Below are 26,942 nucleotides of genomic sequence, written 5' to 3' on the forward strand. Positions count from 1 at the left end.
CCGCCGGCGAGTCAGGGCTGGGTGGGGCCGGTGCCGCCGGTGGGGCTGCTGGTGGTCGGCGTCGCCGGCGGCGTCGTCGGGGTGGGGGTGGCGAGCGTCGCGTCGGCGGGCCGACCCCAATCGCTCTCGACCACCTGGATCGCCTCCCAGGGGAAGTTGCGCATGACCTCGTAGGGCTGCCAGCGTCCCAACAGCGCCGTCCAGGGGTCGGTGCCGGTGAGCGCACGTTCCCGCTGGCCGGACTCCGTCACGACCGCGACCGCGCCGGAGCGGTCGGACACGACGAACCCGTACCGCTGCGCCGCCTGCGCGACCATCCGGCCCACCGGGGTTAGGTCGTACTGGGTCAGGTCCAGGGTCGGGTCGAGTCGGAGCCGCTGGCCCTCCCGGACGACGTTGGCATCGGTGAGATTGCCGTCCGTGCGCAGGGCCGGCCACGACATGACGGGGTAGGACTGGGCGTTCATGACGCCGAGGTACATGGCGTGGTCGATCGAGCCGCGGCGCACCTCGTCGAGGCCGATCATCCCCGCCGCCATGGCCACGCCCGTGCCGGTGGCGCCGTAGTAGCGCGGGAAGATTCCCATGCCCTGGGACACCGCGTCGATGCGGCCGCCCCAGCAGGCCTCCCAGTTCCCCGACAGCGGGTTGCGCCGCGCTTGCCAGAACTCCCACAGCTGGTCAGTCGCCGGGTCGTGGATGGTGAGCTCCCCGTCGGTGCCCTTGGCCGGTTGCGCGTCGGCCGGGATCGGCACCCCCTTGAAGAACGCCGGCCCAGTGAACAGGTTCGGGTCGACCCAACGCTTGTTCTGGCAGTCGACGAAGTCGACGTCGACGCGGGGCTGGTCAGCCGGCACCCGGTAGAACGAGGTGTTGTAGTGCGTGTTGTTGAACGCGGCGATGCCACCCCAGTTGTTGAGGACGTCCGTGCGCAGGTTCGCCGCCATGGCCGCGGAGTTCGGATCGAGCGGAGCGTCCCCGATGCGGGTGATCCACGGGCTGCCGACCCCCACCGGGATGGGCGCGGTGCCGTCGGAGATCAGGTCGGGTGCTGTCGTCGTCGTGCTGGTCGGCGCCGGGCTCGTCGGGGTCGTCGTTGGCGTTGTCGTCGAGGAGTCCGGAGATGACGAGGTGGGGGTCTCCGGCGGGGCGGTCGTCGTCGCCGGCGGGGTCGTCGGCACTCCGGTCGGCGCACTCGTCGTGGTCGTCGTCGTGCTGCTCGGCGGCGTCGTCGTGCTGTCCGGCGGCGTCGTCGGAACCCCGCTCGGCGTACTCGTCGTGGTCGTCGTCGTGCTGCTCGGCGGCGTCGTCGTGGGCTCCGACGGGGTCGTCGGCACCCCGCTCGGCGTACCCGTCGTTGTCGTCGTTGCTGTTGGCGACGTTGTCGTTGGCGTTGTCGGCGGCGACGTGGGGGTGGCCGCCGCGCCCACCCGCGCCACCTCGATGGCCGCGAACTGCGGCACGTCCACGACGGGCACGAACCGCAGCGCGAGGGATCCGGTGGTGACGTCGACCTCGAAGGTGCGGTCGTACGCCGCCGCGCGGCCCACCGCGCCGGCGATGTCGACCCGCTGCAGGGCGGGGGCCCCCTGCGCCGTCACGTCGAAGACCCGCTTGCCGGCGCCGGAGTAATAGTCCTCGGCCATCAGCAGGCGGACCCGGTACCGACCGTCGGTCAGCGCGACCGAGTATCCGGTCGTGCCGAAAGTGAGCTCGCGGTAGAGCACATCATCGGTGGTGCCCTTGATGTCGACCCCGACGAGCGCGCGCGAGTTGCGATCGGTGCCGACGAATCCCGCGCGCGAACGCCAGACGTTGCCCGCGGCGTCCACGACGTTGGCGTAGGTCGCGATTGAGCGCGCCACCACGTGCGGAGCCTGCGTGGTCGAGCTGGTGGCGCTGGGCGAGGGGGTGGCTGTCGTGCTGCTGGCGCTCGTCCCCGTGGTGGGGATGCTCGTCGTGGGGATGCTCGTCGTCGGCGCGCTGATCGGGCTGGTGGTGCTCGTCGTGGGCACGTTCGTCGTCGGTGTGCCGGTCGTGCTCGTGGGTGCACTGGGCTCGCCGGCGGACCCGACGAGGCTCACCTCGACGGCGGCGATCAGGGGATTGTCGACCACCTTCACGAAGCCCAGGTTCAGCACGCCGTCGGTCACGTCGACCGCGAACGTGCGATCGTACGCCGTCGCCCGACCCACCGCGCCGACGATGTCGACCCCGGCCAGCGCCGGGGCGCCTTCCGCCGTCACGTCGAAGACCCGCTGGCCGGCCTTGGTCCAATACCCGTCGGCCATGAGGAGCCGGACGCTGTAGCGGCCCGCCGGGACGGGCAGGGTGTAGCCGGTCGAGGTGTACGTCGAGCTCTGGTAGAGGGCATCCTCGGTGGTGCCGAGGACGTCTTTGCCGGTGAGTGCGCTGGAATTGGTGGTCCCGCCGACCAGTCCCACGCGAGCCTTCCACACCCGCCCGGTCGAGTCGGTGACATCGGAGAAGGCGGCGACCGTGCGGGCCACCACCTGCGCGGGAGCCGGGCCGGCGGCCAGGGCGGACCCTACGGTGACGAGCGACAGGGGGCTGAGGCATAAGGCCGCGTAGGCGACCCCCGGACGGGTGTGGAACATGACATCTCCTTGGGCAATGGGCGCCTTCGGAGGGGAACGCCTGGGTCAGTGGGGAACAGCAGGTGCGGTGGGGCTGATGTGACTAGTGGGGATGACGTGCCTGGTGGGGCTGATGTGACTAGTGGGGTTGATGTGACTGCTGGGGTTGATGTGATCCGCGACCCCACCCGACGGCGCGGTTCGCGGGGTGTGGCGGGGGCCGGCGGTCACCGGAGGCGCGATGGCGCCCTCACGGCGCAGCGCACGGAGGGTAAGGGTAGGCGAGAAGGGCCAGCGAGGAGGGCCAGCGAGGAGGGCCAGCGAGGAAGGACGGGAGCACGCCGAGAGGCGGTGCGTGTTGCTGCAGGCGACGGCGTGCGCCGAGGGATGGGCGACATGCGCCACCGGCGTCGGCGGCGGGCGCGGAAGGCCGCGCCGCCTCCGTCGGGAGGGCTCAGCGCTTGCCGTAGTCCTTGGGGAGGGCCTGAATGCGGTCCCACGGGAATCCCCGCAGGGCCTCGTGGTCGGGTCCACCGAGGATGGTGGGCCTGTCAACTTCTCTGTGTAAGCGGGTCGGGCTTTCAGTAGGTCAGGTAGGGGTTGATGCGTTCGGGGTAGGCCACGGCGAGCTGGGCGAGGGCTTGCTTCCAGTTCGTGGTGACCTGGCCCTCGACGAGCCGGCCTGAGGCCTTGCGCTCGTTCGCGGGCTTGCCGCGTTCCTTGGCTCGTTCGCGGGCGCGGCGGTCCTCGATGTTGCAGATCGCCAGCCACAGCAGCTTGCGGGCGGCGTCGTCGGAGGGAAGTGACCACGGTTCTTGGTCACCTTCCGCAGCTGGTAGTTCAGCGACTCGATCGAGTTCGTCGTGTAGATCACTCGCCGCAGCTCGGGCGGGAACGCCAGGAACGGGGTGAACCGCTCCCAGGCCCCGGTCCAGGTCGCGACCGCGTGGGGGTATCTGCGGCCGAGTTCGCTGGCCTCGAACGCTCCCAGGGCGTCCAGGGCGGCCTCGGCGTTCGCGGCGGTGTAGACCGGCTTCAGGGCGCGGCGACGGCCTTGCGGTCGCCGTAGGAGACGAACCGCATCGCGGCGCGGATCAGGTGGACCACGCAGGTCTGGACCAGTGAGTTCGGCCAGGTCGCCTCGATCGCCTCGGGGAAGCCCTTGAGGCCGTCGCAGCACACGATCAGCACGTCACGGACCCCGCGGTTGGCGAGCTCGGCGCAGACCCCGGCCCAGAACTTCGCGCCCTCGGTGTTCTCGATCCAGATGCCCAGGACGTGCTTGATCCCGTCCATGTCCACGCCCACGGCGATGTGCGCGGCCTTGTTGCGCACGTGCGCGCCGTCGCGGATCTTGACGATGATCGCGTCGAGGTAGATGACCGGGTAGAACGCCTCCAACGGCCGGTTCTGCCAGGCCATCACCTCATCGGCGATCTCGTCCACGATGTTGCTGATCGTCTCGTGGGACAGCTCGGTGCCGATCGTGGCCGCGAGGTGATGGGCGATCTCCCGGACCGTCATCCCACCCGCATACAAGCTGATGATCATGTCGTCGAGGCCGCCGAGGCGCCGCGCACCCTTGGGTACCAGCATCGGGGTGAACGTCCCCGCCCGGTCCCGAGGCACCTCCAGGGCGACGTCGCCGACCTCGGTCGAGACCGTCTTGGGCGTCGTGCCGTTACGCGAGTTCGGGAAGTGTTTCGCCTCCGGGTCGCCCTTGTCGTATCCCAGGTGATCGGTCAGCTCGGCCCGCAGGCCACGCTCGAGCGCAGCCTTGATCATCGCCGGCAGCATCCCGCCCTCACCGGTCAGCTGCACCTCACCGGAATCGATCCGGGAGAACAACCCGTCCAAGGCGCCAGAAGCCACCAGCTCCTCGGCCATCGCCGCCGTCGCCTCCGCGCCGTTCGTCGATGCCGTCATCTCGTCCATCATGCTCACGCGTACTGCGTCCTCTCGTGTCAGGCCCGAAGACCCTTACACAGAAGAGTTGACACCCCCAGGATGGTGGGCCAGGGGTCGGTTCCGGTGGTGGCCTTGAGGGATTGGGCGGCTTCGCCGACGACCGCGACGGCCCCGCCCTTGTCGCACACGATGAAGCCGTACTTCTGGGCGGCCTTCGCGACGGTCTTGGCGAAGGCGCTGATGGGGAGAGCATCGACGTTCAGCGTCGGGTCCAACCGCAGCCGCTGGCCCTCCAGAGGCGCGCTCGGGTCCTTGGTGTATCCGTCGGATCGCACTGCCGGCCAACTGAACTCGGAGAAGTGCCGGGCCTCGACGACGGCGAGGTACATGGCGTGATCGATCTTCCCGGCCCGGGCCTCGGCCGCGGAGATCGTGCCCGCGGCCATGTGTAGCCCGGAGGCGCTGACGCCGAAACCGACGGGGAACTGGCCCATGGCCGTCGAGACCTTGTCGATGCGGCCACCCTGGCACGCCTGCCAGGCCCCGGTGGCGTCCTTCTTCATCTGCCAGAACTCCCAGGACGTGTCCGTCGTGGGGTCATAGATGGACATGGCCCCGTCCGAGCCGGTGGCGGCCACGGCGTGGGTGGGGACCGGGACGTTGAGGAACACCTTGGCCCCGTTGAACATCCCGTCGGGTGTCCACGAGAACTTCATGCAGTTGGACCACTTGACGTTCACGCGCGGGGTCTTGGCATCCACCCGGTAGAAGGTGGTGTTCCAGGCGTGGGCGTTGAGGGCGGCGACGCCGCCCAAGTGGGACGACACCTGCCGGGCCAGGTTGGCGGCGATCGCCGGGCTGTTGCGATCGAGGGGTGCAGTGCTGATGTCGTCGTAGAAGAAGCTGCGCGCGGCGAAGTTGACCAGCGCCGTCGTGCTCCGACCACTCGCCTCAGGTGTGGGTGAGGTGCCGCCGGGGTTCTTCGTCGGGGTGGGGCTGGTAGGGCCGGGCGTGGCCTTGGGCGCCGGGCGTCGGGCCAGGCCGCGCAGGGCGGTCGTCCCCGACCGCTTGCCGGTGAAGCTGACGTCGTCGGACGCGGTCAGGTGGACCGGGGCCTCGGTCGCGACCGAGGCCGCCTCCGCGGCGGCGGGCAGACCGGCGAGCATCGCGAGGGAAGCGACGACGGTCGCCGCGCGCGTTCGGCGCGAAATGGTACGCATGGGGGACGCCTTCCGTGGCGAGTACATGAATCCAATCGCCACCCCCATCGGCCCTGGCCCCGGTCACATGAATAGCGACCCGACGCGCCGGGGGCCGGGTGCTGCCGTCGCAAACCCGGTGGGTGACAATAAGGCTGGCCCGCCCACAGCCGCGCGGACGGGGCGTTCTCGGGAAATGTGTGACCAGGATCACATGGGGACTCATGGGCACCCTCTGCGACCTGCTCGCCTGTTGTCGTCTCGGTGACGGCACAGGCCGGAAGGGAGACATCGTGGACAAAGCCGTGGCGTACGTCGTGTTGGCCGCCGCCTCGCCCGTCCTGGCTGTTCGGAGCGTCCGCGCGCTCGTGCGGACCGGACACGTCGTCGAGGGCGAAGCCGTGGTGGGCCGCGACGGTCAGCCGCTGCGCCTGCTGCGCTTCGCCGGGGAGAAGGGGTCTTCGGACCTGCTCCACCTCACGGCGGTCGCCCGCGGTGATCTGCGCCTAGTCGGCCCTCGGCCGCTCACCGGCGCGGAGCTGGAGCAGCTTCCGCCGCAGGAGGACTGGCGCCGGCACGCCGTACCCGGGCTGTTCTCACCCCGGCGCCTCCAACAACAGCTGGGCATCGACTACGACGGCGACGCTGCCGCGGATCGGGCGCTCGCCGAGGGATCGACGGTGACCACGCGGGAGGGGCTGGCGCTCGTCGCCCGGTCGTTCATCGCGTCGAGCCTGACGGGCCGGGCGTCCGCCGTGACCCCGGAGCATCTGCGCATCCTGGACGTGAGCATCGCCAACAAGACCATGCAGGAAGCGATCGACTGGGTGTTCGAGCAGACCCGCACCGGCGCAGCCGCATCATCCGACGGCGCCGGCGCCGGTGGCGACCGGGTGGGCGCCGGGCGGCTCGTCTGCTTCGTCAACCCCAGCTGCCTGAACATCTCCGTGCAGGACATCGGCTACCGAGCGGTGCTGCACCGGGCGAGCCTGGTCCTGCCCGACGGCATCGGCATCAAGGTGGCGACCCGAATGCAGGCGGTAGGCCTGCGGGAAAACGTCAACGGCACCGACCTGTTCCCCCGGTTGTGTGAGCGCGCCGCGGCGGAGGGGACACCCCTGTACCTGCTCGGGGCGCGCGACGGCGTGGCGGCGGAGGCCGGGCGGGCCATGACCAAGCGCTACCCGGGCTTGCGGATCGTCGGCACCCATCACGGGTACATCGCCGGCGAGGAGGACGAGGTGGTCGCGGCGATCAACGCCTCAGGCGCCCAGATCCTGCTCGTCGCGATGGGCGTCCCGCAGCAGGAGCTGTGGCTCGAGCGGATGCGTCCCCAGCTGCGCCCCGCCGTCCTCATGGGGGTGGGCGGCCTCTTCGACTTCTACTCCGGGCGGATCCCGCGCGCCCCGTTGTGGGTGCGCGAGATCGGCATGGAGTGGGTCTGGCGGCTGATGCAGGAGCCGGGCCGGATGTGGCGGCGCTACGTCATCGGCAACCCGCTCTTCCTGTTCCGAGTGTGGCGGGACCACCGGTTCGGCCCCAAGCAGACCCTTGAGGCCGGGCGTCCCGCCGCCGAGCTTCCCGCCGCCGATCTTCCCGCAGGCACGCTGCCCGCGACCGGCTCGACGCCGGCCGCGCAGGTGGGTGCCGCCGAGACGGCGACCACGCCACCGGTCGCCGCCGCCGCCCGGGCGCAGGCCAGCGCCTCGACCCGCGCCGTCAACGCCGTCCTGGCGGCGCGGCGCCGGGCTGCCTCCAGTCACCGGCGTCGCGACAGCATCTCCACGGATACGTGAGGACCCCGCACGCATGATGGCTCGGATCACCTGGGGGGCCAATTCGGCGGACGCCCTGCACACCGCGAAGTCGGCATCGGTGCGCGATGCGGTCGCGGAGGCGCGCGCGCTGCTGGCCGCCGACTGGCCGAAGAACCCGTACCCGATGCAACGCCTCACGCTGCTCATCTGGCGCGCCGGTCAGGCGCTGTGTGGGCGGCGCGGGTTCGCCGCGTTCCTGTGTCGTCGGGTGGTCCAGGTCCTCGACGGGCTCTGGATCCGGGGGCTCATCGGCGCGGAGCTCCCGACGCAGGTCGTCTGCGGGCCGGGGGTGCGCATCCCGCACGCCGCCCGCGGGGTGATCATCCACCCCACCTGCGTCATCGGCGCCAACGTGGTGATCTACCACCGCGTCACGATCGGGATGACGCACCTGTTGCCCGGCCCCCGGATCGAGGACAACGTGATGCTGGGCTCGGGCGCCCAGGTGTTGGGTCCGATCACCGTACGGCGTGGCTGCCGCATCGGCGCAGGCGCCGTCGTCGTCAAGGACACCGAGCCGGACCGCACGTACGTCGGCGTACCGGCGCACGCCGTGACCGATCGCGCCGGCGCCTGATCCGGGTCCCTCAACCCAACGGCTACCGGCCACCGTCCGAAGGCCCGAACGGCAGGCCCGAACGGCAGGCCCGAACGGCAGGAGGGGCGGGCCCGATCGGGCCCGCCCCTCCTGGTCCGGGGCTATCCCCCGTCGACTGCTAGCTGTTCTTCTCGATCTCCCGAGCCTGGCGCTCAACGTCGTCCAGGCCACCGCACATGAAGAAGGCCTGCTCCGGCACGGTGTCGTAGTCACCGTCCGCGATCTTGGTGAACGCCTCGATGGTGTCGACGAGCGGGACCGTCGAGCCCTCGATGCCCGTGAACTGCTTGGCCACGTAGGTGTTCTGGGACAGGAACCGCTGGATCCGGCGCGCCCGGTTGACGAGGATCTTGTCCTCTTCGGAGAGCTCGTCGATGCCGAGGATCGCGATGATGTCCTGAAGTTCCTTGTTGCGCTGCAGGATCTGGCGCACCCGCACCGCGGTGTTGTAGTGGTCCGCCGTCACATACCGCGGGTCGAGGATCCGGCTGGTGGAGGTCAGCGGGTCCACGGCGGGGTAGATACCCAGCGAGGCGATCTCACGCGATAGTTCGGTCGTCGCGTCGAGGTGCGCGAACGTCGTCGCCGGCGCCGGGTCGGTGTAGTCGTCCGCGGGCACGTAGATCGCCTGCATCGAGGTGATCGAGTGACCACGCGTCGAGGTGATGCGCTCCTGGAGGACGCCCATCTCGTCGGCGAGGGTCGGCTGGTAACCCACGGCAGACGGCATGCGGCCGAGCAGCGTGGAGACCTCGGAGCCGGCCTGGGTGAACCGGAAGATGTTGTCGATGAAGAGGAGCACGTCCTGCTTCTGCACGTCGCGGAAGTACTCCGCCATCGTCAGCGCGGACAGCGCGACCCGCAGGCGGGTGCCCGGCGGCTCGTCCATCTGGCCGAAGACCAGCGCCGTCTGCCCGAGGACGCCCGCCTCCTCCATCTCGACGATGAGGTCGTTGCCCTCACGGGTGCGCTCGCCGACGCCGGCGAACACCGACACACCACCGTGGTCGCGCGCCACGCGGGCGATCATCTCCTGGATGAGGACGGTCTTGCCGACGCCCGCGCCGCCGAACAGGCCGATCTTGCCACCCTGAACGTACGGCGTGAGCAGGTCGATGACCTTGATGCCGGTCTCGAACATCTGGGTCTTGGACTCCAGCGCGTCGAACGCCGGCGCCGACCGGTGGATGCCCCAGCGCTCGTTGATCTCCAGGGTCTCGCCGGTCCCCGCGAGGTCCAGGCAGTCCCCGGTCGCGTTGAACACGTGGCCGAGCGTGACGTCACCGACGGGCACGGAGATCGGACCGCCGGTGTCCTGCACCATGGTGCCGCGGACCAGGCCGTCGGTGGGCTGCAGCGAGATGGCCCGCACCATGTTGTCGCCGATGTGCTGGGCGACCTCCAGGTTGAGCTTCTTCGTCTCCCCGGAGACCTCGACCTCAGCGGTCAGCAGGTTGTACATCTCGGGCATGGCGTCGGCGGGGAACTCCACGTCGACGACCGGGCCGATGATGCGGGACAGGCGGCCCTGACCGCCCTGGTGCGGCGCCGACTGGGCCTGCGGCTCGGCATAGGCAGTGCTCATGGCAAGTGCTCCTCGTGTTCTTACTTGGCGTCCGCGAGGGCGTCTGCGCCGCCCACGATCTCGCTGATCTCTTGGGTGATCTGGGCCTGGCGGGCCTGGTTGGCCAGCCGGGTGTACTTCCGGATGAGCTCGTCCGCGTTGTCCGTGGCCGACTTCATGGCCCGCTGCCGCGCCGCGAGCTCGCTGGCCGCGGACTGCAAGAGGCAGTTGAAGATCCGGTGCGTCACGTACTGCGGCAGGATCGCGTCCAGCACCTCGTCGGTGCCGGGCTCGAAGTCGTACAGGGGCAGCAGGTCATGTCCCTTGCGGGGGGCGGCCTCCGCCGGGGCGTTGCCCTCGTCGGCGTCGACGACCTCCATGGGCAGGAGCCGCAACGCCCGGGGGACCTGGGTCACCATCGACCGGAACTGGGTGTAGACGACGTGTACCTCGTCGACCCCGGTCTCGCCTTGGGCGAGGAATTCCTCGATGACCCGGTCGCTGATCTTCTTGGCCGTCTCGTAGCTCGGGTTGTCCGTGGACTCCTCCCAGCTCGCCGCGTATTCGCGGTGCCGGAAGCGATAGAACGAGACCGACTTTCGCCCGACGAGGAACGGGACGACCTCCTTGCCCTCGTCCCGGAGCTTGCCGACCAGCGCCTCGCTCTCCTTCAGCACCGACGAGATGTAGCCGCCCGCCAGCCCTTGGTTGCTCGCGATGATCACGACGGCGGCCCGGCGCGGGTTCTCCGGCTCGGTGGTGAGCGGGTGGGCCGTGTCGGAGTGGCTCGCCAGGGCGGTGAGGGCACGCGTGATCGCGGTGGCGTACGGCGTCGTGTCCTCCACCCGCTGGCGCGCCTTGATCACGCGGGACGCGGCCATGAGCTCCATGGCCTTGGTGATCTTCTGCGTCGCCTTGACGGACCGGATGCGCTGCCGGTACTCCCGGATCTGCGCTCCCATGTCTTTCCGCCTCTCTGTCGGTGCTGGGAATGGGTCGGGGTGGCGTCTGGCTCAGGCTGGTCCCGGGCGACGCCGTACGGCTTGGGGGCCGAAGGCCGCGTACGGCGTCGCCGGCGACCTCATCGCTGCCGGACGATCCGCTCCTGGTCCACGTCCTCGTCCTGCAGGTTGTCGACGGGCTCGTCCTGCGCCTCGCCGACCAGCGAGCCGCCCTTGCCCGGGGAGAACTGCTGCTTGAACGCCGCCATCGCGTCATCCAGGCCCTGCTTGGCGTCGTCGTCGAGCTTCTTCGTCTCGCGAATGGCCTGGAGCACTCCGCCGCGCTCGCGCCGCAGGAAGTCGAGGAACTCGCTCTCGAATCGCTTGACGTCCTCGACCTCGACGCCGTCGAGGTGTCCCGTCGTGCCGGCCCAGACCGCCACGACCTCCTCCTCGACCGGGTACGGCGAGCTCTGCGGCTGCTTGAGCAGCTCGACCAGGCGGGCGCCGCGGGCCAGCTGGGCCTTGGACGCCGCGTCCAGGTCGGATGCGAACATCGCGAACGCCTCCATCGCGCGGAACTGCGCCAGGTCGAGCTTGAGCCGGCCGGCGACCTCCTTCATGGCCTTGATCTGCGCCGACCCACCGACGCGGGAGACCGAGACACCCACGTCGATCGCGGGCCGCACGTTGGCGTTGAAGAGGTCGGCCTGCAGGTAGATCTGGCCGTCGGTGATCGAGATGACGTTGGTCGGGATGTACGCCGAGACGTCGCCCGCCTTGGTCTCGATGACGGGCAGCCCGGTCATCGACCCGTGGCCCATGTCGTCGGACAGCTTGGCGCAGCGCTCCAGCAGCCGGCTGTGCAGGTAGAACACGTCACCCGGGTAGGCCTCGCGACCCGGCGGACGGCGCAGCAGCAGCGACACGGCGCGGTAGGCCTCGGCCTGCTTGCTCAGGTCGTCGAAGACGATCAGGACGTGCTTGCCCTGGTACATCCAGTGCTGGCCGATGGCCGAGCCGGTGTAGGGGGCGAGGTACTTGAAGCCGGCCGCGTCCGAGGCGGGCGCCGCGACGATCGTGGTGTATTCCATCGCGCCGGCCTCTTCGAGCGTGCCCTTGACGGACGCGATCGTGGAGCCCTTCTGGCCGATGGCGACGTAGATGCAGCGAACCTGCTTGTCGACGTCGCCGCTCTCCCAGTTCTGCTTCTGGTTGATGATCGTGTCGACGGCGACCGTGGTCTTGCCCGTCTGGCGGTCACCGATGATGAGCTGGCGCTGGCCGCGGCCGATGGGGATCATCGCGTCGATGGCCTTGATGCCGGTCTGCAGCGGCTCGTGGACGCTCTTGCGCTGCATGACGTTGGGGGCCTGCAGCTCCAGTTCGCGCCGACCCTCACTCGGGATGTCGCCGAGCCCGTCGATCGGGTGACCCAGCGGGTCCACCACCCGGCCGAGGTAGCCGTCGCCGACCGGCACCGACAGCACCTCGCCGGTGCGCTTGACGGTCTGGCCTTCCTCGATGCCGGAGAAGTCACCCAGGATGACGACACCGATCTCGTGCACGTCGAGGTTGAGCGCCAGGCCGAGCGTGCCGTCCTCGAACTGCAGGAGTTCGTTGGTCATCGCCGAGGGCAGGCCCTCGACGTGGGCGATGCCGTCGCCGGCGTCGGTGACCCGACCGACCTCTTCCCGGGCGGCCGCTTCGGGCTCGTAGGACTGAACGAACGTGTTCAGTGCGTCCCGGATCTCGTCCGGGCTGATGGTCAGCTCAGCCATCGTCTTGTCTCTTCTCCTCGTATGCGTCCGGCCTCTTCGACTCGCTGAGAGATGGCCGAGGGTCTACTTGCGGTGCAGCCGGCTCGCGGCGTGGGATATCAGGTGGCGCTGACGGCGCGTCGGGCGTCGTGCAGGCGTCGGGCGATGCTGCCATCGATGACGTCGTCGCCGACCCGGACGCGAACGCCGCCCAGCACCGACGGGTCCACTTCGAGGTTGGCGTTGACCGCCCGGCCATAGGTCTTGGACAGGGCGGCTTCGATGCGGTGCTTCTGATCCGGCGAGAGCGGCGCGGCCGACGTGACGACCGCCGTGACGTTGCGCCGCCGCAGGTCCGCGATGGCGAGCATGCGCCAGATCGTGGCCGTGTAACGACGTCCCCGCGGGTTGATGACGGGCCGGGTGGCCAGCCACAACGCGTCCTGGGACACCTTGCCCTCGAGCAATCGCCGGATCAGTTCGAACTTGGGACCCGAGTCGACGTCACGCCGAGCGAGGGCATCGTGGATGCCCTGGTTCTTCGTGGCCGCCTCGAGGATGCTGAACAACTCGTCCTGCAGTTTGTTCAGCCTGCCTTCCTGCTCGGCCGCGGCGAAGACCAGGTTGATCCCGATCCGCTCGAAGGCATCGGTCAGATCGTGATCCTTGACCCAGCGACCGGCGACGGCCTCGAGGACCAGGTCCAGCGCGGGCTGCGAGATCTTGCTCCCGAAGACCTTGCGAGCGAGGTCCTGCTTGGGCCAGGCGTCCCGGGCCGGGTCCGCCAAGGCCCGACGGAGCTTGGCCTCGGCGGCGACGAGCTGGCTGACCAGGAAGAGTTCGCCGGCCACCGCGCGCAGGTCCAGGCCGGGGATCTTCTCGACCTCGTGGCTCTTGGCCAGCGTGGCCAGCCAGGCGCCGTGCGACGAACCCTCCATCAGAAGTCGACCTCCCGGGCGACAGGTGCCGTCGCGGCCGCGTCCCGCCCGCCGGCGATCCGGCCGGCCTCCAGGTCGGCGATGAAGCGCTCGACGATGCCCCGCTGGCGGGTCTCGTCGTGCAGGGACTCGCCGACGATCCGGCTCGCGAGGTCTGTGGACAGCTGGCCCACGTCGCCCTTGAGCTGCTGCATCGCCTGGCCGCGCTCCGCCTCGATCTGCTTGTTGGCGTTCTCCAGGATCCGCGCCGCTTCCACCTGGGCCTGGTCGCGCATCTCGGCGATGATCGAGGCCCCCTGCTCGCGAGCCTCCTCGCGCAGCCGCGCCGCGTCGCTGCGGGCCTCGGTGAGCTGCGCCTGGTGCTGGCGCTTGAGCTCCTCGGCCTCAGCGAGCGCATTCTCCGCGCGGGACATGTCGCCCTCGATGGCGTCGCGCCGCTCGGCGTACGCCTTCTCCATCGCGGGGACGAACATCTTCGACGCGATCGCCAGGATGATGGCGAAGCAGATGAGGCCGAAGATCAGCTCCGGCAGGTACGGCAGGATCGGCAGCGTCGCCGACTCATGCGTGGCCGCGCCGTGCTCTCCCTCGCCCTCGGCGGCTAACCATCCCACGGCCGCTAGAACGTGCTCCACGTGTCTCTCCTCGGTGCCATGCCCCGTCGGGGCGGGTGGATGACGTGGGCGGTGGTCAGCTCTTGATGAAGAAGAGGACCAGACCGAAGATGGCGAGCGCCTCGGCGAGGGCGAAGCCGAGGATGGCGATCGGCTGGAGCATGCCGCGGGCCTCGGGCTGCCGGGCGACGCCGTTGATGTAGGCCGCGAAGATCAGGCCGACGGCGATGGCCGGGCCGATAGCGGAAAGGCCGTAGCCGACAAGGCTGATGCTGCCAGTCATTTCCAGGTTCTCCTATTTCTGGTGGGGCAAGCGCCCGGCGGGTGCCGGACAACCGGACGGTTCAGGGGGTCAGTGCGAATCCTCCAGCGCACCGGCGATGTAGGACGCGGTGAGGAGGGTGAAGACGAAGGCCTGCAGGAACTGGACCAGGGCCTCGAAGAGCGTCATGACGAAGGCCATCAGCCACGCGGGGAGGGCGACGAACTTCAGGCCGATCGAGTCGCTGGTGAAGAGCGTCCACCCGCCGACGATGAAGACGACGAGGACCATGTGGCCGGCGAACATGTTGCCGAAGAGTCGCAGGGCGAGCGTGAGCGGGCGGGTGATGAAGTACGTCATGACTTCGAGGACGAACACCACCGGCACGACCCAGGCCGGCAGCCCCGGCGGCACCATGTGCTTGAAGTAGCCGCCGAAGCCCATGTGCTTGATGCCGACGTAGTGGTAGACGACATAGACGACCAGGACCAGCCCGATCGGGAAGCCGATGCGGCTCATCGTCGGCAGCTGGAACGGGGGAATGATGCCCGCGAGGTTGTTGAAGAGGATGAAGACGAACAGGGCGAAGATCAGCGGCAGGTAGGGCCGGAACTTCTTGCTGCCGATCATGTCCCGCGCCACGGAGTTGCGCGCGAAGTCGTAGATCAGTTCGGTGTAGTGCTGGCCCTTGCTGGGCACCACCGACGCCTTCTTCGCCATGGTGATCATCCAGATCGCCAGGCCGAGGGTCACGAAGGCGCAAATCAGCATCGGGCGGGTGATCCAGAAGCCGCCCACCTGCCACAGCGGCAGCCAGAAGTCTTCCGGCTTCGGCGGGAAGTGCGAGCTTCCCTCGGCCGGCAGGATCGCCAGGGTGCTCAACGCGGTCGCGCTCACTGCGTCTCCTCGTAGGGGGGTTTCGTGCGGTCAGCCCGCTGCGCGGGCGCCACGGCTGTACCGTACCGGAGCCAGATCACGTAAATGGCCAACGCCATCCCCCCGATCAGGCCGATGGGCAGCAGGAAGGATGTGCCGAGCCAGCGGTCCGCCAGCCAACCGAGGAGCCCGAACACAAAAGGCCCCGCGAGCAGGCGAGAAATGACGTTGCTGTAGATGTCGTCGCCGCCCCCGATCGGTCCGAGACCGTCGTAGTGGCGATCATCACTTCCAGCGCCGGTGGACCGGGAAGGCCCAGGAGTGGGTCCCGGAGTAGGCCCGTCGGTGGGACTCACGGCCGACCCCCCTCCCCCGCGGTGTTCGATGGTTGCGCGCCCGGATCGGGCGCGCCGTCCTCGCGGGAGTAGACCTGCCGACGCGCCGTGGCAAATCCGGTGACCATGCCAGCCTGCCACACCAGCGTGGCGCCGATGGCGCCTGCGGCCAGGGCAGATGTGTCCAGCCAAGCGGCGGATCGGCCGGCGACGGCGAGGAGCGTCCCGACGTACATCTGAAGGAAGAACACCGCGAACGCGCCGGCCTGCGCGAGGTGCGCCGCCCCGCGCAGCACCAGCCGCAGGCCCCACATCCCGGACGCGAACATGGCCGCGACGAAGGCGACGCCGGCCGCGCACGACAGGAGGGCCTCGAGCCCGCGCGTCAGTCCATAGGCAACTGCAGCAAGCACCCCCGCCGCCGCGGTCCATCCGGCGGCCGTGCGCAGCATCGCCCCGTACGTCGAGCGGGGTGGGCGCAGACCCGGAGTCACTCGGCCGGTGTCGCGGGAGCCCGAAGACCCAAGGGGCTTCGGTGCATCGGCCACGAGCTGCATGCTATCCGTTCGACGAGGGGCGCCACTGGGGAAAAGAGGCGGCGAACAGGGGCGGCGACGGCGGCGCGGTAGGGGCCGCGCGCCGTGCCGAGCGCCTTGTGAAAGCTATCACAAGGCGCGTCGGTCGAGCCAACCTGGCAACCGTCGGGTCAGCCACAACGCTCCCAGCACGCCCGCCGCGATGGAGACGAGGGGAACGATCGGGTCATCGTGATAGGCGAGGAACACCGCGCCGAAGGCCACCACCCCGGCCCACGCGTAGAGCACGAGCACGGCGCCGGTGTGGGTGTGGCCGATCCGCAGCATCTGGTGCTGCAGATGCTGGGCGTCGGGCGCCCACGGGTTCTGGCCGCGCCGCGTGCGGCGGATGACGGCGAGCGTCATGTCCAGCAGCGGGATGATCATCACCGCGAGCGGGAGGGCGATGGGCAGGTACATCGCGAGCTGCTGGTTGCCCGCCACCTGCGCGTTGTTCGGATCGATGTTGCCGGAGGGGTCGACGTTGCCGATGAACGTGATCGTCGCCGAGGCCATCAGCAGGCCCAGCAGCAGCGCGCCCGAGTCGCCCATGAAGAGCCGCGCGGGATGGAAGTTGTGCGGCAGGAAACCCAGGCAGCAGCCCAGGGTCGCCGCCGTCACGAAGGTCGCGGTCGAGAAGACGTTGGGCGGGTTGTAGGACCGCGACAGGCCGTAGACGTAGATGAAGAAGGCCAGCGCGGCGATCGCGATGATGCCGGCGGCGAGCCCGTCGAGGCCGTCGATGAAGTTCACCGCGTTGGTGGTGACGAGCACGATGCCGACGGTGAGCGCCATGAGCAGCGGCGCGGGCAGCACGGTCACGCCGAGGATCGGCAGGGACAGCAGCTGCACGCCGGAGTACGCCATCGCGCCCGCGGCGATGACCTGGCCGGAGAGCTTGGTCATCCAGTCGAGTTCGCGGACGTCGTCGATCGCGCCGACCAAGGCCACGATCACCGCGCCGATCACGATCCCGCGGATCTCCACCCCACCACCGGGGCCGCCGCAGGCCCCCATGGCGGTGACGTCGCCGACGTCGCCGCGGACGATGCAGTGCAGCTTCGGCAGCTGGCTGCCGATGGCGACCGCGGCCAGGAAACCGACGAGCATGCCCACGCCGCCCAGTCGCGGGATGGGGGTGTCGTGCACGTCGCGGTCCCGCACGGGGGTGATGGCACCGATCCGGATCGCCAGGTGCCTGATCAACGGCGTCGCCGCGTAGGTCACGGCGAGGGCGACGACGAACACGAGCAGGTATTCGCGCACCTCGTCGCCCTTCTCGCCACGTCTCTTGCACCGACGCGACCCACTCTAAGCGCCGGCCCGCGCCGCGCCGGGCAGGTCCGGCGCCACGGCCGGCGCGAACGGCGCCCGCGCCGGCCGGGGCCTGCTCAGCCGTTGTGGCGGCTGCTCAGCCTTGTGGCAGGACGACGACCAGGGTGCGGGGGCCGTGCACGCCCTCGACCCGGGACAGCTCGATGTCGCTGGTGGCGCTGCCCCCGGAGATCCAGGTGAGCGGCAGACCCTCGCGCACCGAGGCGGCGAGCCGGGCGATGGCTTCCGGGACGTCAGAGACCACCTGATCGGCGCGCACGACGCAGACGTGCACGTCCGGCACCAGCGTCAGGGCGCGGCGGCCCTGGTCGGCCCGATGGTCGAGCACGATGGTGCCGGACTCGGCGGCGCTCACGGCCGAGGCGGTCACGACCGCGTCGATCGCGTTGAGCTCGCCGCGGGACAGCCGCGGTTCGTCGCGCCGGACGTCGTACTCCCCCAGCGCGCCCGTCCAGGCCGCGTCAAGCCCGTCGGGGACGACGACGGAGCGTACGTCGTGCGCGCGCAGCGCCTCGGCGATGCGGTCGGGCACCTCCTCCGGCCGGCAGCGCACCACCGTCGCCTTGTAGTCCTCGACCCGCTCGACGAACAGATCGACGATGCCGTCGTGGTCCAACTCGGTCCGCGTCGGCTGGTGGTAGGTCCACGAGACCGGGATGTCGGTCTCGGCCGGGGTGGCCGGCACGTCCGCCAGCGAGCCGCGGATCCGGCCCAGGATCTCGGCCCGCGCCGCGGCGTTGGCGGCCGCGCGCCCGGCGACGCTCGTCGTGCTCATCGCTGCTTCCCTTCCCGTTCCCGCTGCCACCAGCTGCGGAACGATTCCGTCGGCGGAACCGGCACGTCGCGAGCATTCGTCCACAAGCTCGCCGGCCACGGCAGCGGCCCGAGGTGGTCGGCCCGGCCGAGGATCCGGCCGCCGAGTCCCGCCCCCTTCGTGGCGCGCGTCCACCGCTTGGCGTCGGACATCATCCAGGCGGCCGCGGTCATCGCCGCGGGCTCACCGTGGGCGAGGAACGGCCGGTGCGCGTTCTTGGCCGCCGCCTTCTTGGCCTGCACCACCTGATGGCGCATGTAGACCAGCAGGTCCGGGATGGGAATGCGCACCGGGCACACGTCGAAGCACGCCCCACACAGCGAGCTCGCGAACGGCAGCGACTTGTCCACCGCGCTCGACGTACCGCGCAGTTGCGGGGTGAGGATCGACCCGATGGGGCCGGGATAGACGGAGCCGTAGGCGTGCCCGCCGACCTTCTCGTAGACCGGGCACACGTTGAGGCAGGCCGAGCACCGGATGCACCGCAGCGCGGCGCGCCCCTGCGGATCGGCCAAGACCCTTGTGCGGCCGTTGTCGAGGAGGACGACGTGCATCTTCTCCGGGCCATCGCCGTCGCGCGGGCCGGTCCACAGCGAGGTGTAGGGGTTCATCCGCTCCGCGGTGCTGCTGCGCGGCAGCAGCTGGAGGAACACCTCGAGATCGTCGAACGTCGGCAGGACCTTCTCGATGCCGATCACCGAGATCAACGTCTGCGGCAGGGTCAGGCACATGCGGCCGTTGCCCTCGGACTCGACGATGACGAGCGTGCCGGATTCGGCCACGGCGAAGTTGGCCCCGGACACGCCCACCTTGGCCCGCAGGAACTTCTCCCGCAGGTGCAACCGGGCCGCGCCGGCGAGGTTGCGGGGCTCGCTGTCCAGGTCCTCCGGGGCGGGCTTACCGTAGTTGCCCATCTCGTCGAGGAAGATCTCGCGCACCTCGGCCCGATTGCGATGGATCGCCGGGACGAGGAAGTGGCTGGGCCGGTCGTGGCCCAGCTGCACGATGATCTCCGCGAGGTCGGTCTCCCAGGCGGCGATCCCGGCCTCTTCGAGGGCCTCGTTGAGGCCGATCTCCTGGGTCACCATCGACTTGACCTTGACCACTTCGTCGCCGGCCAGGCCGGTGCCGTCGTAGGTCACCTCTTCGTCGACGAGGGCTTCCCGCACGAGGTCCACAACGATGCGGTTCGCCTCGGCGGCATCCCGCGCCCAGTGCACCACGGCGCCCGCGGCGGTGAGGTTCTCCTCCAACTGGACGAGGTAGGCGTCGAGATGGCGCAGCGTGCGGTTCTTGATCGCCTCGCCGGCCAGCCGCAGGTCCTCCCAGTGGTCCAGCTCGGCGGTCACCCGGCCGCGCTTCGTCCGGATCGTCGTCATCGCATGGTGCAGGTTTCCGCGCTGCACCGGAAGGCCCAGCTCGCGCCGGGCCGCCACCGGGAAGCGGGGCTCGTCGATCAGCTCGCCCGCCGGGGGGGCCGGCGTCTTGCGGTCGCCCTCGAAGCGCGGGGCCGGATGCCCGGCGACGGGGGCCACCCGGGGGTCGGATTCGAGCGTGCTCATGTCCGATCTCCTTCCGTGCTCGCCAGGATCTCCACCAGGTGGATGGGCTTGACCCCGGCGTTCTGCCGATTGAGGACGCCGGAGATGTTGAGCAGGCACAGGTTGTCGCCGGCCACGAGGTATTCGGCGCCGGTGTCCGCGACGTGCCGGGCCTTGTCGCCGGCCATCGCCGTCGAGATGTCCGGGTTCTTCATGGCGAAGGTGCCGCCGAAGCCGCAACAGCGGTCGTCGTCGACCAGGGGAAGCACGGTGATGCCCCGCACCGCCTGCAGCAGGCGCATGGGCTTGTCGCCCACCTGCGCGATACGCATCGAGTGACAGGTGGGGTGGTAGGTGACCTTGTGCGGGAAGTACGCCCCCACGTCGGTCAACCCCAGCACGTCGATGAGGAATTCGCTGATGTCGTAGGTGCGCGCGGCGACCTCGGCCGCCTCCCGGGCCAGCCCGGCATCGCCGGCGTGGTTCGCGAGCATCTCGTGCTGATGCCGGACCGAGCCGACGCAGCTGCCCGAGGGGCCCACGACGTACTGGTAGTCCCGGAATGTCTCCACGTAGTTGCGCACGACAGGGACGGCCTCGTCGAAATAGCCGGTGTTGGTGAACGCCTGCCCGCAGCAGGTCTGCCGGGCCGGGAACACCACCTCGCAGCCCAGCCGCTCCAGCAGGGCCACGACGGCCTTGGGGGTCTGCGGGAACATCACGTCGTTCGCGCAGGTGGCGAAGAGGGCGACGCGCGTGCCCGCGGGGGCCCGGCGCGCCTCGTCGACCATGGTCATGAGATCACCCTTTCGGATGTGGGGTGCATGGGGAGGGTCGAGTGATCGGACCGATCAGAAGTGAGGCAGCATCCAGGACAGCACCGGCGTGGACTGGAGGCCGACCAAGAGGCACAGGACGACGAGCAGGCTCACACTCCACCACATGACGCGGCGCAGAATGTCGGATTCGCGCCCCAGGAGCCCGACGGCCGTGGCCGCGATGGTGAGGTTCTGCGGGCTGATCATCTTGCCTACGACGCCACCGGCGGTGTTGGCCGCGACGAGCAGCGTCGGGTCGATGCCGGCCTCCTTGGCGGCCGTCTGCTGCAGCGTGGCGAACAGCGCGTTGGCGCTGGTGTCCGAGCCGGTCACCGCCGTACCGATCCAGCCGAGGATCGGCGACAGGAAGGCGAAGGCGGCGCCCGCACCGGCGATCCAGGTGCCGATCGTCACGGTCTGGCCGGACAGGTTCATCACGTAGGCCAGCGAGAGCACCGAGGCGATGGTGAGGAAGGAGAACTTCATCCGTACGGCGACGGCGCCGATGACCTTGGCGAGGCCGCCGAGTCCCACGCCGTAGACCAGGGCGACGATCACGGAGCAGATCAGCAGCATCGTGCCGGGGTTCGACAGCCACTGGAAGTTGTAGACGGCCGAGCTGTTCGGCTTGCCGGCGGCGGTGAGGACCTCCCCCGCCACGCCCGGCCAGTTGACCTTGATGTCCGTGCTCGCCAGCCAGGTCTTCACGGCGGGGACCAGCTTGGCCAGGGAGAAGACGGCGATGACCAGGAGGTACGGGAACAGCGCCATGCCGACCTTGCCGGCGGTCAGTCGCTCGGCGGCGGCCGCACTGGCCATCGACTGCTGACGCGTCGCGGTCGCCGTGGCGGCGCCGCCGCCGACCGCGGCGTGCGCGTGCCCGTGCTCGGGCTCGACCGGCAGCCCGGCCTCCTCGCGCTCGGCGACGTACGCGCGGCGCAGGTCGGCGCGCACCTCGTCGCGGCCCTGGGGGTGCCAGAACCGCAGCATGATGACGACGACGGCGAGGCCGGCCAGCGAGGAGATGATGTCGGTGAGCTCCATCGACAGGTAGGTGGCGCTGATCCACTGGGTGATGCCGAACGTGAGCCCGGTGACGAGGGCCACCGGCCAGCACTGCCGGACCCCGCGCATACCGTCGGTGAGGAAGCACAGGAACAGCGGCACCATGAAGGCCAGGATCGGGGTCTGGTGGCCGACGTAGGCACCGATCTGCGACGCGGGGATGCCGGTCAGCGCGCCCGCGGTCGTGATGGGGGTGCCGATGGCGCCGAAGGCGACCGGCGCCGTGTTGGCCAGCAGCACGACGGTGGCCGCGCGGATCGCCGAGAAGCCGCAGGCCATAAGCATGACGCCGGTGATCGCGACGGGCGCGCCGAAGCCGGCCAGCGCCTCCATGAGGCCGCCGAAGCAGAAGGCGATGAGGATGGCCTGAATCCGCGGGTCGTCCGAGATCGCGTCGAACACGTCGCGGAGGTCCTCGAAGCGGCCCGAGGCCACCGTGACCTCGTAGAGGGCGATCGCCATGAACACGATCCACGCGATGGGGAACAGGCCGAACACGGCCCCCTCCACCGCGCCGGACAGGGCCGGGACGATCGGCATCTTCCAGCCGAGCACGGCCACGAGGATCGCCACGGCCAGCGCGGTCAGGCCAGCGAGGTGGGCCTTCCAGCGCAGGACGCCGAGGGTGACGAACATCGTGATCAGGGGAAGCAGGCCGATGAGGGCCGAGAGCCACATGGGCCCCACGGGCGAGATGTCGGGCTTGAAGGCGGTCAGGAACATGAGCACAACTCCGGGCTCGGGGGTCAGGACAACCAGTCGGGTGGCGGGCGTCCCGCGCCGCGGGTTCTCCGGGCGGGGCCTTGTGCTCGCACGCTGATGGTCTAACCATTGAAGGTAGAGACCACCGAGAGCGCGGTCAAGGCCTTCTTGCGAAATGTCAGACCAATGCGGCCCGATCTGTGCGCAAGTGGAGCAGAGTGAGGGTGAAGGGAGGTACGTCGTGACCGTGAGCGACGCCGCCACGAGTGAGAACGCGGCCACCACCGGCCAGGCCATCACCGGCGAGGCCACCACCGGCGAGGCGGCCGCCGGCCCCTGGCGTCCGGTCCGCCGCCAGCGTGCCTATCAGCAGGTGGTGGCGCAGATCGAGGAGCAGATCCTGCACGGCACCCTCGCCGTCGGCGACCGGCTCCCGGCGGAGCGCGACCTGGCGGCGATGCTCGGCGTCTCCCGGGCGGCAGTCCGCGAGGCCATCCGCACGCTGCAGGCGCAGGGGGTCCTGCACGCGGCCGTCGGGGTGGGGCCCGACGGCGGCACCACGGTGTGCGCGATGCCGAGCGAGGCCCTCTCCCGCATGCTCCGACTGCACGTGGCGCTGTCGAACTTCCCCATGGGCGACGTCATCGAGGCGCGGGTCATGCTGGAGCGCTGGAGCGCGCGCCTCGCCGCCCGCGCCGGCTCCGAAACCCAGGTCGCCCGGCTGCGGCGGCTCGCCGACTACATGGAGTCGCCCGACGTGGACCGGGCCGAGTTCAACGACCTCGACACCGAGTTCCACGTGACCATTGCGGAGGCGGGGGGCAACCGGCTGGTCGGCGACATGACCAGCGCCATCCGCGAGTCGATGCGCCTGCCGATCCTCGACAGTTTCCACGAGATGCCCGACTGGGACGGCTTCGTCGACGACCTGCGATCGGGACACCGGCAGATCGCCGAGGCCATCGGCGCGGGCGACGAACTCGCCGCGGCGGACGCCGTCGAGGAGCACATCCGGTTCGCCTACTCCGCGCTCAATTGGCGGCGGCCCGGGCAGGGCTGACCGGCAGATCAGATGGCGTAGTCGCCTGGCTCGGCCGGCTCGCCCACCTCGGCTGATTCGCGCGACGCGGGCGCGGCCTCCGCGCCACCGGCCCCGGCCACCCGACGGACATCCTCCTCGCTGACCCCGCCCTGGCGGAGCACCCGTGGTTCGGTCCCCGTGCAGTCGACGATCGTCGACGCGAGACCGGCGCGCGAGGGTCCCCCGTCGAGATAGACGTCCACCGCGGGGCCGAGCATCGTCGCGGCCTCGAGGATCGTCGTCGCCGCCGGTTGCCCCGTGGCGTTCGCGCTGGTCACGGCCATGGGGCCGGTCTGCTCGAGCACCGCCAACGCGATCGGGTCGGCCGGCATCCGCAGCCCGACCGTGCCGTTGGTGTCGCCGAGGTCCCACATGAGCGAGGCCTGGGCGCGCAGGATCACCGTGAGCGGCCCCGGCCAGAACTGCGCCATGAGCGCCCGAGCGTAGTCGGGCACGTCCGTCGCGAGCCCGTCGACCGTGCGCAGGTTCGGGATGAGCACCGGCGGAGGCATCTCGCGGCCGCGGCCCTTTGCGGCCAACAGCGCTTGTACGGCGTCCGGGGCGAAGGCGTCGGCCCCCACGCCGTACACCGTGTCGGTCGGCAACACCACGAGACGCCCGTCGCGAACGGCCTCGGCGGCCTGGGCCACCGCGTTCGCGCGGGAGTCCTCGCTGGTGCAATCCAGAACTGGGCTCACGCCGCCAGTCTAGAAGTCGAACCCGCCGTCGAATCCGCCGCCGTCGAAGCCACCGCCGTCGAAACCTCCCGCGTCGAAGCCGCCCGCGTCGTAACCGCCGCCGTCGCCGCCGAAGCCGGCGGCGTCGCCACCCACCTGACTGGTGTCGAGGCTCGCCTGGTCGTTGAAGCCGCCGCCGTCGCCCGCCCCGAAGTCCCCGCCCCCGCCGTCGGCGAACGCCTGGTCTCCTCCGCCGGTGTCCCAGTCCATGAAGCCGTCGTGGTCGAAGAACTCGTTGGCGATCGCGGTGCCGATGAACGCGCCCGCGAGGGAGCCGAGCAGCATGCCGCCCATCCCCATGCCGCCGCCCATCATGCCGCCACCCATCATGCGGGTCATCGTCCCCGGCTGGCGCATCTCCTGGCGAGTGGCCGCCCGGGCCAGCGATTGCGGGCTGTCGTCCGCGGGCCGATCCATCGGGTTGCCCTGCGACAGGCGCGCGAGCACCTCGCGACGCTGGTCCGGCGTCAGCTTGGCGAACGCCTCCTCGTGGGCCTTCTCGATCTGGTCGGGCGGCGCGGTCTGGAGGAGGTACTGGTAGCGCCGAATCGCCTGGTCGTTCTCCTGCTGCTGGGGCGAGCGCATGTCCTGCGGGGCGCCGTAGCCCTGCTGCCCGTACGCCTGCTGCCCATAGCCCTGCTGGCCATAACCCTGCTGGCCGTAACCCTGCTGCCCGGCGTACCGCTGGTTGCCCTGCTGCTGGCCGCGGCCGAACAGCCGGTCGAGGAAGCCCATGTCGATCCTTTCGGGGCCGGCGACCCGAGCGGCCGCTCTCGTGCGGGGCAACGCGGTCGCGCGCCGCATCGTTCCCGCCCTTGCCCCCGGCCCTTACCCGCGCCGCGCGAGGGTGACACGTGGCCGGCCGGCCAGGTCGGGTTCGTCGCGGACGTCCCGCCAATGGCCCTGAGCGGCCAGCGCGGCCGGCAGCGACTCGCCCTGGGCGTCGCCGTGCTCCATCGCGAGCAAACCGCCCGGCCGCAGCAGCGCCGCGGCCCGCGCGGCCATCCGCAGCGGCACGGCGAGACCGTCGGCGCTGCGTCCGTACAGCGCCAGCTCCGGATCGTGGTCGCGCACCTCGGGATCGATCGGCACCATGCCGTCGGGGATGTACGGCGGGTTGCACGTCACGACGTCCACGGCGCCCGTCAGGCCCGCCAGCTCGGGCAGCGGGTCCGCGGCGTCCCCGACGACCAGGGTCACTGGCCGTCCCGAGGCGGTCACGTTGGCCCGCGCGTACGTCGCAGCCTGCGGAGATTTCTCCACGGCCCAGACCCGGGCGCACGGAATCTCGTCCGCCACCGCCAGCGCGATCACTCCCGAACCGGTGCACAGGTCCACCACGATCGGGGCGGGCGCCGCCGGGTCGACCGCGGCCAGCCGGGTCAGCTCGGCCACCACGTGCCCGACCAACACCTCGGTCTCCGGCCGGGGGATGAACACCCCGGGACCGACGGACAGGGTGAGCCGACGAAAGTGCGCCACCCCGGTGAGGTGCTGCAGCGGCACGCGCGCGGCGCGGCGCGCCACGAGCTCGGCGTACCCCGCCGGGACCGGGGCCCCAAGCACCGCCGCGCGGCGCACGTCGCCGTACGACGTGTCGAGCAGGTGCGACGCGAGCGCGACCGCATCCGCCTGCGGGCTGGCCACCCCCGCCGCTTCCAGCCGCGCCGTCGCCGCGCGAAGCGCGCCGGCCAGCCTCCCGCCCAGTCCCCCGGCGTCGACGGGCCCGACGGGCTCGACGGGCTCGGGCGCTGGGACCGGCGAGATCGGCGGCGTCACGAACCGTCCGCGAGGTGTGCGAGCCGCTCCGCCTCGTCGGCGTCCAGGCAGGACTGCACCACCGGATCGAGATCCCCGTCGAGGACCTGGTCGAGGTTGTACGCCTTGAACCCGGTGCGGTGATCGGCGATCCGGTTCTCCGGGAAGTTGTAGGTGCGGATCCGCTCGCTGCGGTCGACGGTGCGCACCTGGCTGCGGCGGGCGTCGGCGGCGGCGGCCTCCGCCTCCTCCACGCGCATCCGGTGCAGCCGCGCGCGCAGCACGCGCAGGGCCGACTCCTTGTTCTGCAGCTGGCTCTTCTCGTTCTGGCAGCTGACGACCAGGCCGGTCGGCAGGTGCGTGATCCGCACGGCGGAGTCGGTGGTGTTGACGCTCTGCCCGCCGGGCCCGGAGCTGCGGTAGACGTCGATCCGCAGGTCGTTCGCGGCGATCTCGACCTCTTCGGGGTCGTCGACATCCGGCATGACCAGCACCCCGGCGGCGCTGGTGTGGATGCGGCCCTGGCTCTCGGTGACCGGCACCCGCTGGACCCGGTGCACGCCGCCCTCGAACTTCAGCCGCGCCCAGGGGGCCTCGCCCGGCTGGGCCGGGCCCTTCGCGGTGACGGCCAGGCGCGCGTCCTTGTAGCCGCCCAGGTCCGACTCGGTGGCGTCCAGCAGGCGCGTGGTCCAGCCGCGGCGCTCGGCGTACCGCAGGTACATCCGCAGCAGGTCGCCCGCGAACAGCGCGGACTCCTCGCCGCCCTCCCCCGCCTTCACCTCGACGATCGCGTCGCGGTCGTCGTCGGGATCGCGCGGAACGAGCAGCCGGCGCAGGCGCTCGCTCGCCTGGTCCAGCTCGGCAGCCAGCTCCGGAACCTCCGCGGCGAAGGCGGCGTCCTCCTGGCCCAGCTCGCGGGCGGCGGCGAGGTCGTCGGTCAGCGAACGGACCTGCTCATAGGCGCGCACCGTCGGGGCGAGGGCGGCGTACCGCTTGTTGAGCCGGCGGACCTGCGCCGGGTCACCGAACACCTCGGGATCGGCGAGCCGCGCCTCCAGCTGCGCGTACTCGTCCGCGAGCGCGGCGGCGGAGTCGAGCATCGGCGGT

23 protein-coding genes and 1 pseudogene are annotated in these 26,942 nt (G+C 70.6%); 3 read left to right on the plus strand and 21 right to left on the minus strand.

Annotation, left to right across the window (positions count from 1 at the left end; genetic code table 11):
• Positions 1 to 11: 11 nt before the first annotated feature.
• The 3 genes and pseudogenes from IPK37_01720 to IPK37_01730 form a co-directional block, all read right to left on the minus strand.
• Positions 12 to 2,618, minus strand: a complete 2,607-nt coding sequence (locus tag IPK37_01720; GenBank protein QQS01229.1) for a hypothetical protein — start codon at positions 2,616 to 2,618, stop codon at positions 12 to 14.
• 560 nt (positions 2,619 to 3,178) lie between these two features.
• Positions 3,179 to 4,523: pseudogene (locus tag IPK37_01725) on the minus strand (IS256 family transposase).
• A 38-nt stretch (positions 4,524 to 4,561) separates the two neighbouring features.
• Positions 4,562 to 5,725, minus strand: a complete 1,164-nt coding sequence (locus IPK37_01730) for a hypothetical protein (GenBank protein ID QQS01230.1) — start codon at positions 5,723 to 5,725, stop codon at positions 4,562 to 4,564.
• A 272-nt stretch (positions 5,726 to 5,997) separates the two neighbouring features.
• Here IPK37_01730 and IPK37_01735 point away from each other — a divergent pair, with 272 nt between their 5' ends.
• On the plus strand, positions 5,998 to 7,500 hold the full coding sequence (locus IPK37_01735) for a WecB/TagA/CpsF family glycosyltransferase (protein ID QQS01231.1): 1,503 nt from the start codon (positions 5,998 to 6,000) through the stop codon (positions 7,498 to 7,500).
• A gap of 145 nt (positions 7,501 to 7,645) precedes the next feature.
• Positions 7,646 to 8,098 (plus strand): hypothetical protein, encoded by a 453-nt coding sequence (locus tag IPK37_01740; protein ID QQS02602.1) that lies wholly within the window; start codon positions 7,646 to 7,648, stop codon positions 8,096 to 8,098.
• Between the two features lie 139 nt (positions 8,099 to 8,237).
• Here IPK37_01740 and atpD read toward each other — a convergent pair whose 3' ends face one another.
• The 14 genes from atpD to IPK37_01810 all read right to left on the minus strand — a co-directional run bounded on the left by atpD (position 8,238) and on the right by IPK37_01810 (position 22,280).
• Positions 8,238 to 9,704 carry a F0F1 ATP synthase subunit beta gene (gene atpD / locus IPK37_01745; protein ID QQS01232.1) on the minus strand — a complete coding sequence of 489 codons (1,467 nt, stop codon included), beginning with the start codon at positions 9,702 to 9,704 and terminating at the stop codon, positions 8,238 to 8,240.
• Between the two features lie 20 nt (positions 9,705 to 9,724).
• A complete protein-coding gene (locus IPK37_01750) occupies positions 9,725 to 10,645 on the minus strand; it encodes a F0F1 ATP synthase subunit gamma (protein QQS01233.1) in 921 nt (306 codons plus the stop codon).
• Positions 10,646 to 10,764: 119 nt separating this feature from the next.
• On the minus strand, positions 10,765 to 12,405 hold the full coding sequence (locus IPK37_01755) for a F0F1 ATP synthase subunit alpha (GenBank protein ID QQS01234.1): 1,641 nt from the start codon (positions 12,403 to 12,405) through the stop codon (positions 10,765 to 10,767).
• Between the two features lie 98 nt (positions 12,406 to 12,503).
• Positions 12,504 to 13,322, minus strand: coding sequence for a F0F1 ATP synthase subunit delta (locus IPK37_01760; protein QQS01235.1), 819 nt, complete (start codon positions 13,320 to 13,322; stop codon positions 12,504 to 12,506).
• Positions 13,322 to 13,936 carry a F0F1 ATP synthase subunit B gene (locus tag IPK37_01765; protein QQS02603.1) on the minus strand — a complete coding sequence of 205 codons (615 nt, stop codon included), beginning with the start codon at positions 13,934 to 13,936 and terminating at the stop codon, positions 13,322 to 13,324. The genes IPK37_01760 and IPK37_01765 overlap by 1 nt, the downstream gene beginning before the upstream one ends.
• A gap of 76 nt (positions 13,937 to 14,012) precedes the next feature.
• The gene (locus tag IPK37_01770; protein ID QQS01236.1) at positions 14,013 to 14,219 is read right to left on the minus strand and encodes an ATP synthase F0 subunit C; all 207 of its coding nucleotides are present in this window, start codon (positions 14,217 to 14,219) and stop codon (positions 14,013 to 14,015) included.
• A gap of 69 nt (positions 14,220 to 14,288) precedes the next feature.
• On the minus strand, positions 14,289 to 15,071 hold the full coding sequence (atpB, locus tag IPK37_01775; GenBank protein ID QQS02604.1) for a F0F1 ATP synthase subunit A: 783 nt from the start codon (positions 15,069 to 15,071) through the stop codon (positions 14,289 to 14,291).
• Between the two features lie 20 nt (positions 15,072 to 15,091).
• On the minus strand, positions 15,092 to 15,430 hold the full coding sequence (locus tag IPK37_01780) for an AtpZ/AtpI family protein (GenBank protein QQS01237.1): 339 nt from the start codon (positions 15,428 to 15,430) through the stop codon (positions 15,092 to 15,094).
• Positions 15,427 to 15,957: a hypothetical protein gene (locus IPK37_01785; GenBank protein QQS01238.1), complete on the minus strand. Its 531-nt coding sequence runs from the start codon at positions 15,955 to 15,957 to the stop codon at positions 15,427 to 15,429. Before IPK37_01785 ends, IPK37_01780 begins: the two co-directional genes overlap by 4 nt.
• Positions 15,958 to 16,074: 117 nt before the next feature.
• On the minus strand, positions 16,075 to 17,250 hold the full coding sequence (locus tag IPK37_01790) for an undecaprenyl/decaprenyl-phosphate alpha-N-acetylglucosaminyl 1-phosphate transferase (protein ID QQS01239.1): 1,176 nt from the start codon (positions 17,248 to 17,250) through the stop codon (positions 16,075 to 16,077).
• Between the two features lie 145 nt (positions 17,251 to 17,395).
• Entirely contained in the window at positions 17,396 to 18,094 is a 699-nt protein-coding gene (locus tag IPK37_01795; GenBank protein QQS01240.1) for a lactate utilization protein C, read from the minus strand.
• Complete coding sequence (locus IPK37_01800; protein QQS01241.1) at positions 18,091 to 19,695, minus strand: lactate utilization protein; 1,605 nt, start codon at positions 19,693 to 19,695, stop codon at positions 18,091 to 18,093. Before IPK37_01800 ends, IPK37_01795 begins: the two co-directional genes overlap by 4 nt.
• Positions 19,692 to 20,471, minus strand: a complete 780-nt coding sequence (locus IPK37_01805) for a (Fe-S)-binding protein (GenBank protein ID QQS01242.1) — start codon at positions 20,469 to 20,471, stop codon at positions 19,692 to 19,694. The genes IPK37_01800 and IPK37_01805 overlap by 4 nt, the downstream gene beginning before the upstream one ends.
• Before the next feature lie 54 nt (positions 20,472 to 20,525).
• Entirely contained in the window at positions 20,526 to 22,280 is a 1,755-nt protein-coding gene (locus IPK37_01810; GenBank protein QQS01243.1) for an L-lactate permease, read from the minus strand.
• Between the two features lie 154 nt (positions 22,281 to 22,434).
• On the opposite strand from IPK37_01810, the gene IPK37_01815 reads away from it, so the two are divergent.
• The gene (locus IPK37_01815; protein ID QQS01244.1) at positions 22,435 to 23,319 is read left to right on the plus strand and encodes a FadR family transcriptional regulator; all 885 of its coding nucleotides are present in this window, start codon (positions 22,435 to 22,437) and stop codon (positions 23,317 to 23,319) included.
• 8 nt (positions 23,320 to 23,327) lie between these two features.
• Here IPK37_01815 and IPK37_01820 read toward each other — a convergent pair whose 3' ends face one another.
• The 4 genes from IPK37_01820 to prfA all read right to left on the minus strand — a co-directional run bounded on the left by IPK37_01820 (position 23,328) and on the right by prfA (position 26,935).
• Positions 23,328 to 24,038 carry a threonylcarbamoyl-AMP synthase gene (locus IPK37_01820; protein ID QQS01245.1) on the minus strand — a complete coding sequence of 237 codons (711 nt, stop codon included), beginning with the start codon at positions 24,036 to 24,038 and terminating at the stop codon, positions 23,328 to 23,330.
• Between the two features lie 9 nt (positions 24,039 to 24,047).
• A complete protein-coding gene (locus IPK37_01825; GenBank protein ID QQS01246.1) occupies positions 24,048 to 24,812 on the minus strand; it encodes a hypothetical protein in 765 nt (254 codons plus the stop codon).
• A 93-nt stretch (positions 24,813 to 24,905) separates the two neighbouring features.
• Entirely contained in the window at positions 24,906 to 25,772 is an 867-nt protein-coding gene (gene prmC, locus IPK37_01830; GenBank protein QQS02605.1) for a peptide chain release factor N(5)-glutamine methyltransferase, read from the minus strand.
• An 80-nt stretch (positions 25,773 to 25,852) separates the two neighbouring features.
• Positions 25,853 to 26,935: a peptide chain release factor 1 gene (gene prfA / locus IPK37_01835; protein ID QQS01247.1), complete on the minus strand. Its 1,083-nt coding sequence runs from the start codon at positions 26,933 to 26,935 to the stop codon at positions 25,853 to 25,855.
• Positions 26,936 to 26,942 lie beyond the last annotated feature (7 nt).

This window comes from Austwickia sp. (genome assembly GCA_016699675.1).
Lineage (GTDB): Bacteria > Actinomycetota > Actinomycetes > Actinomycetales > Dermatophilaceae > Austwickia.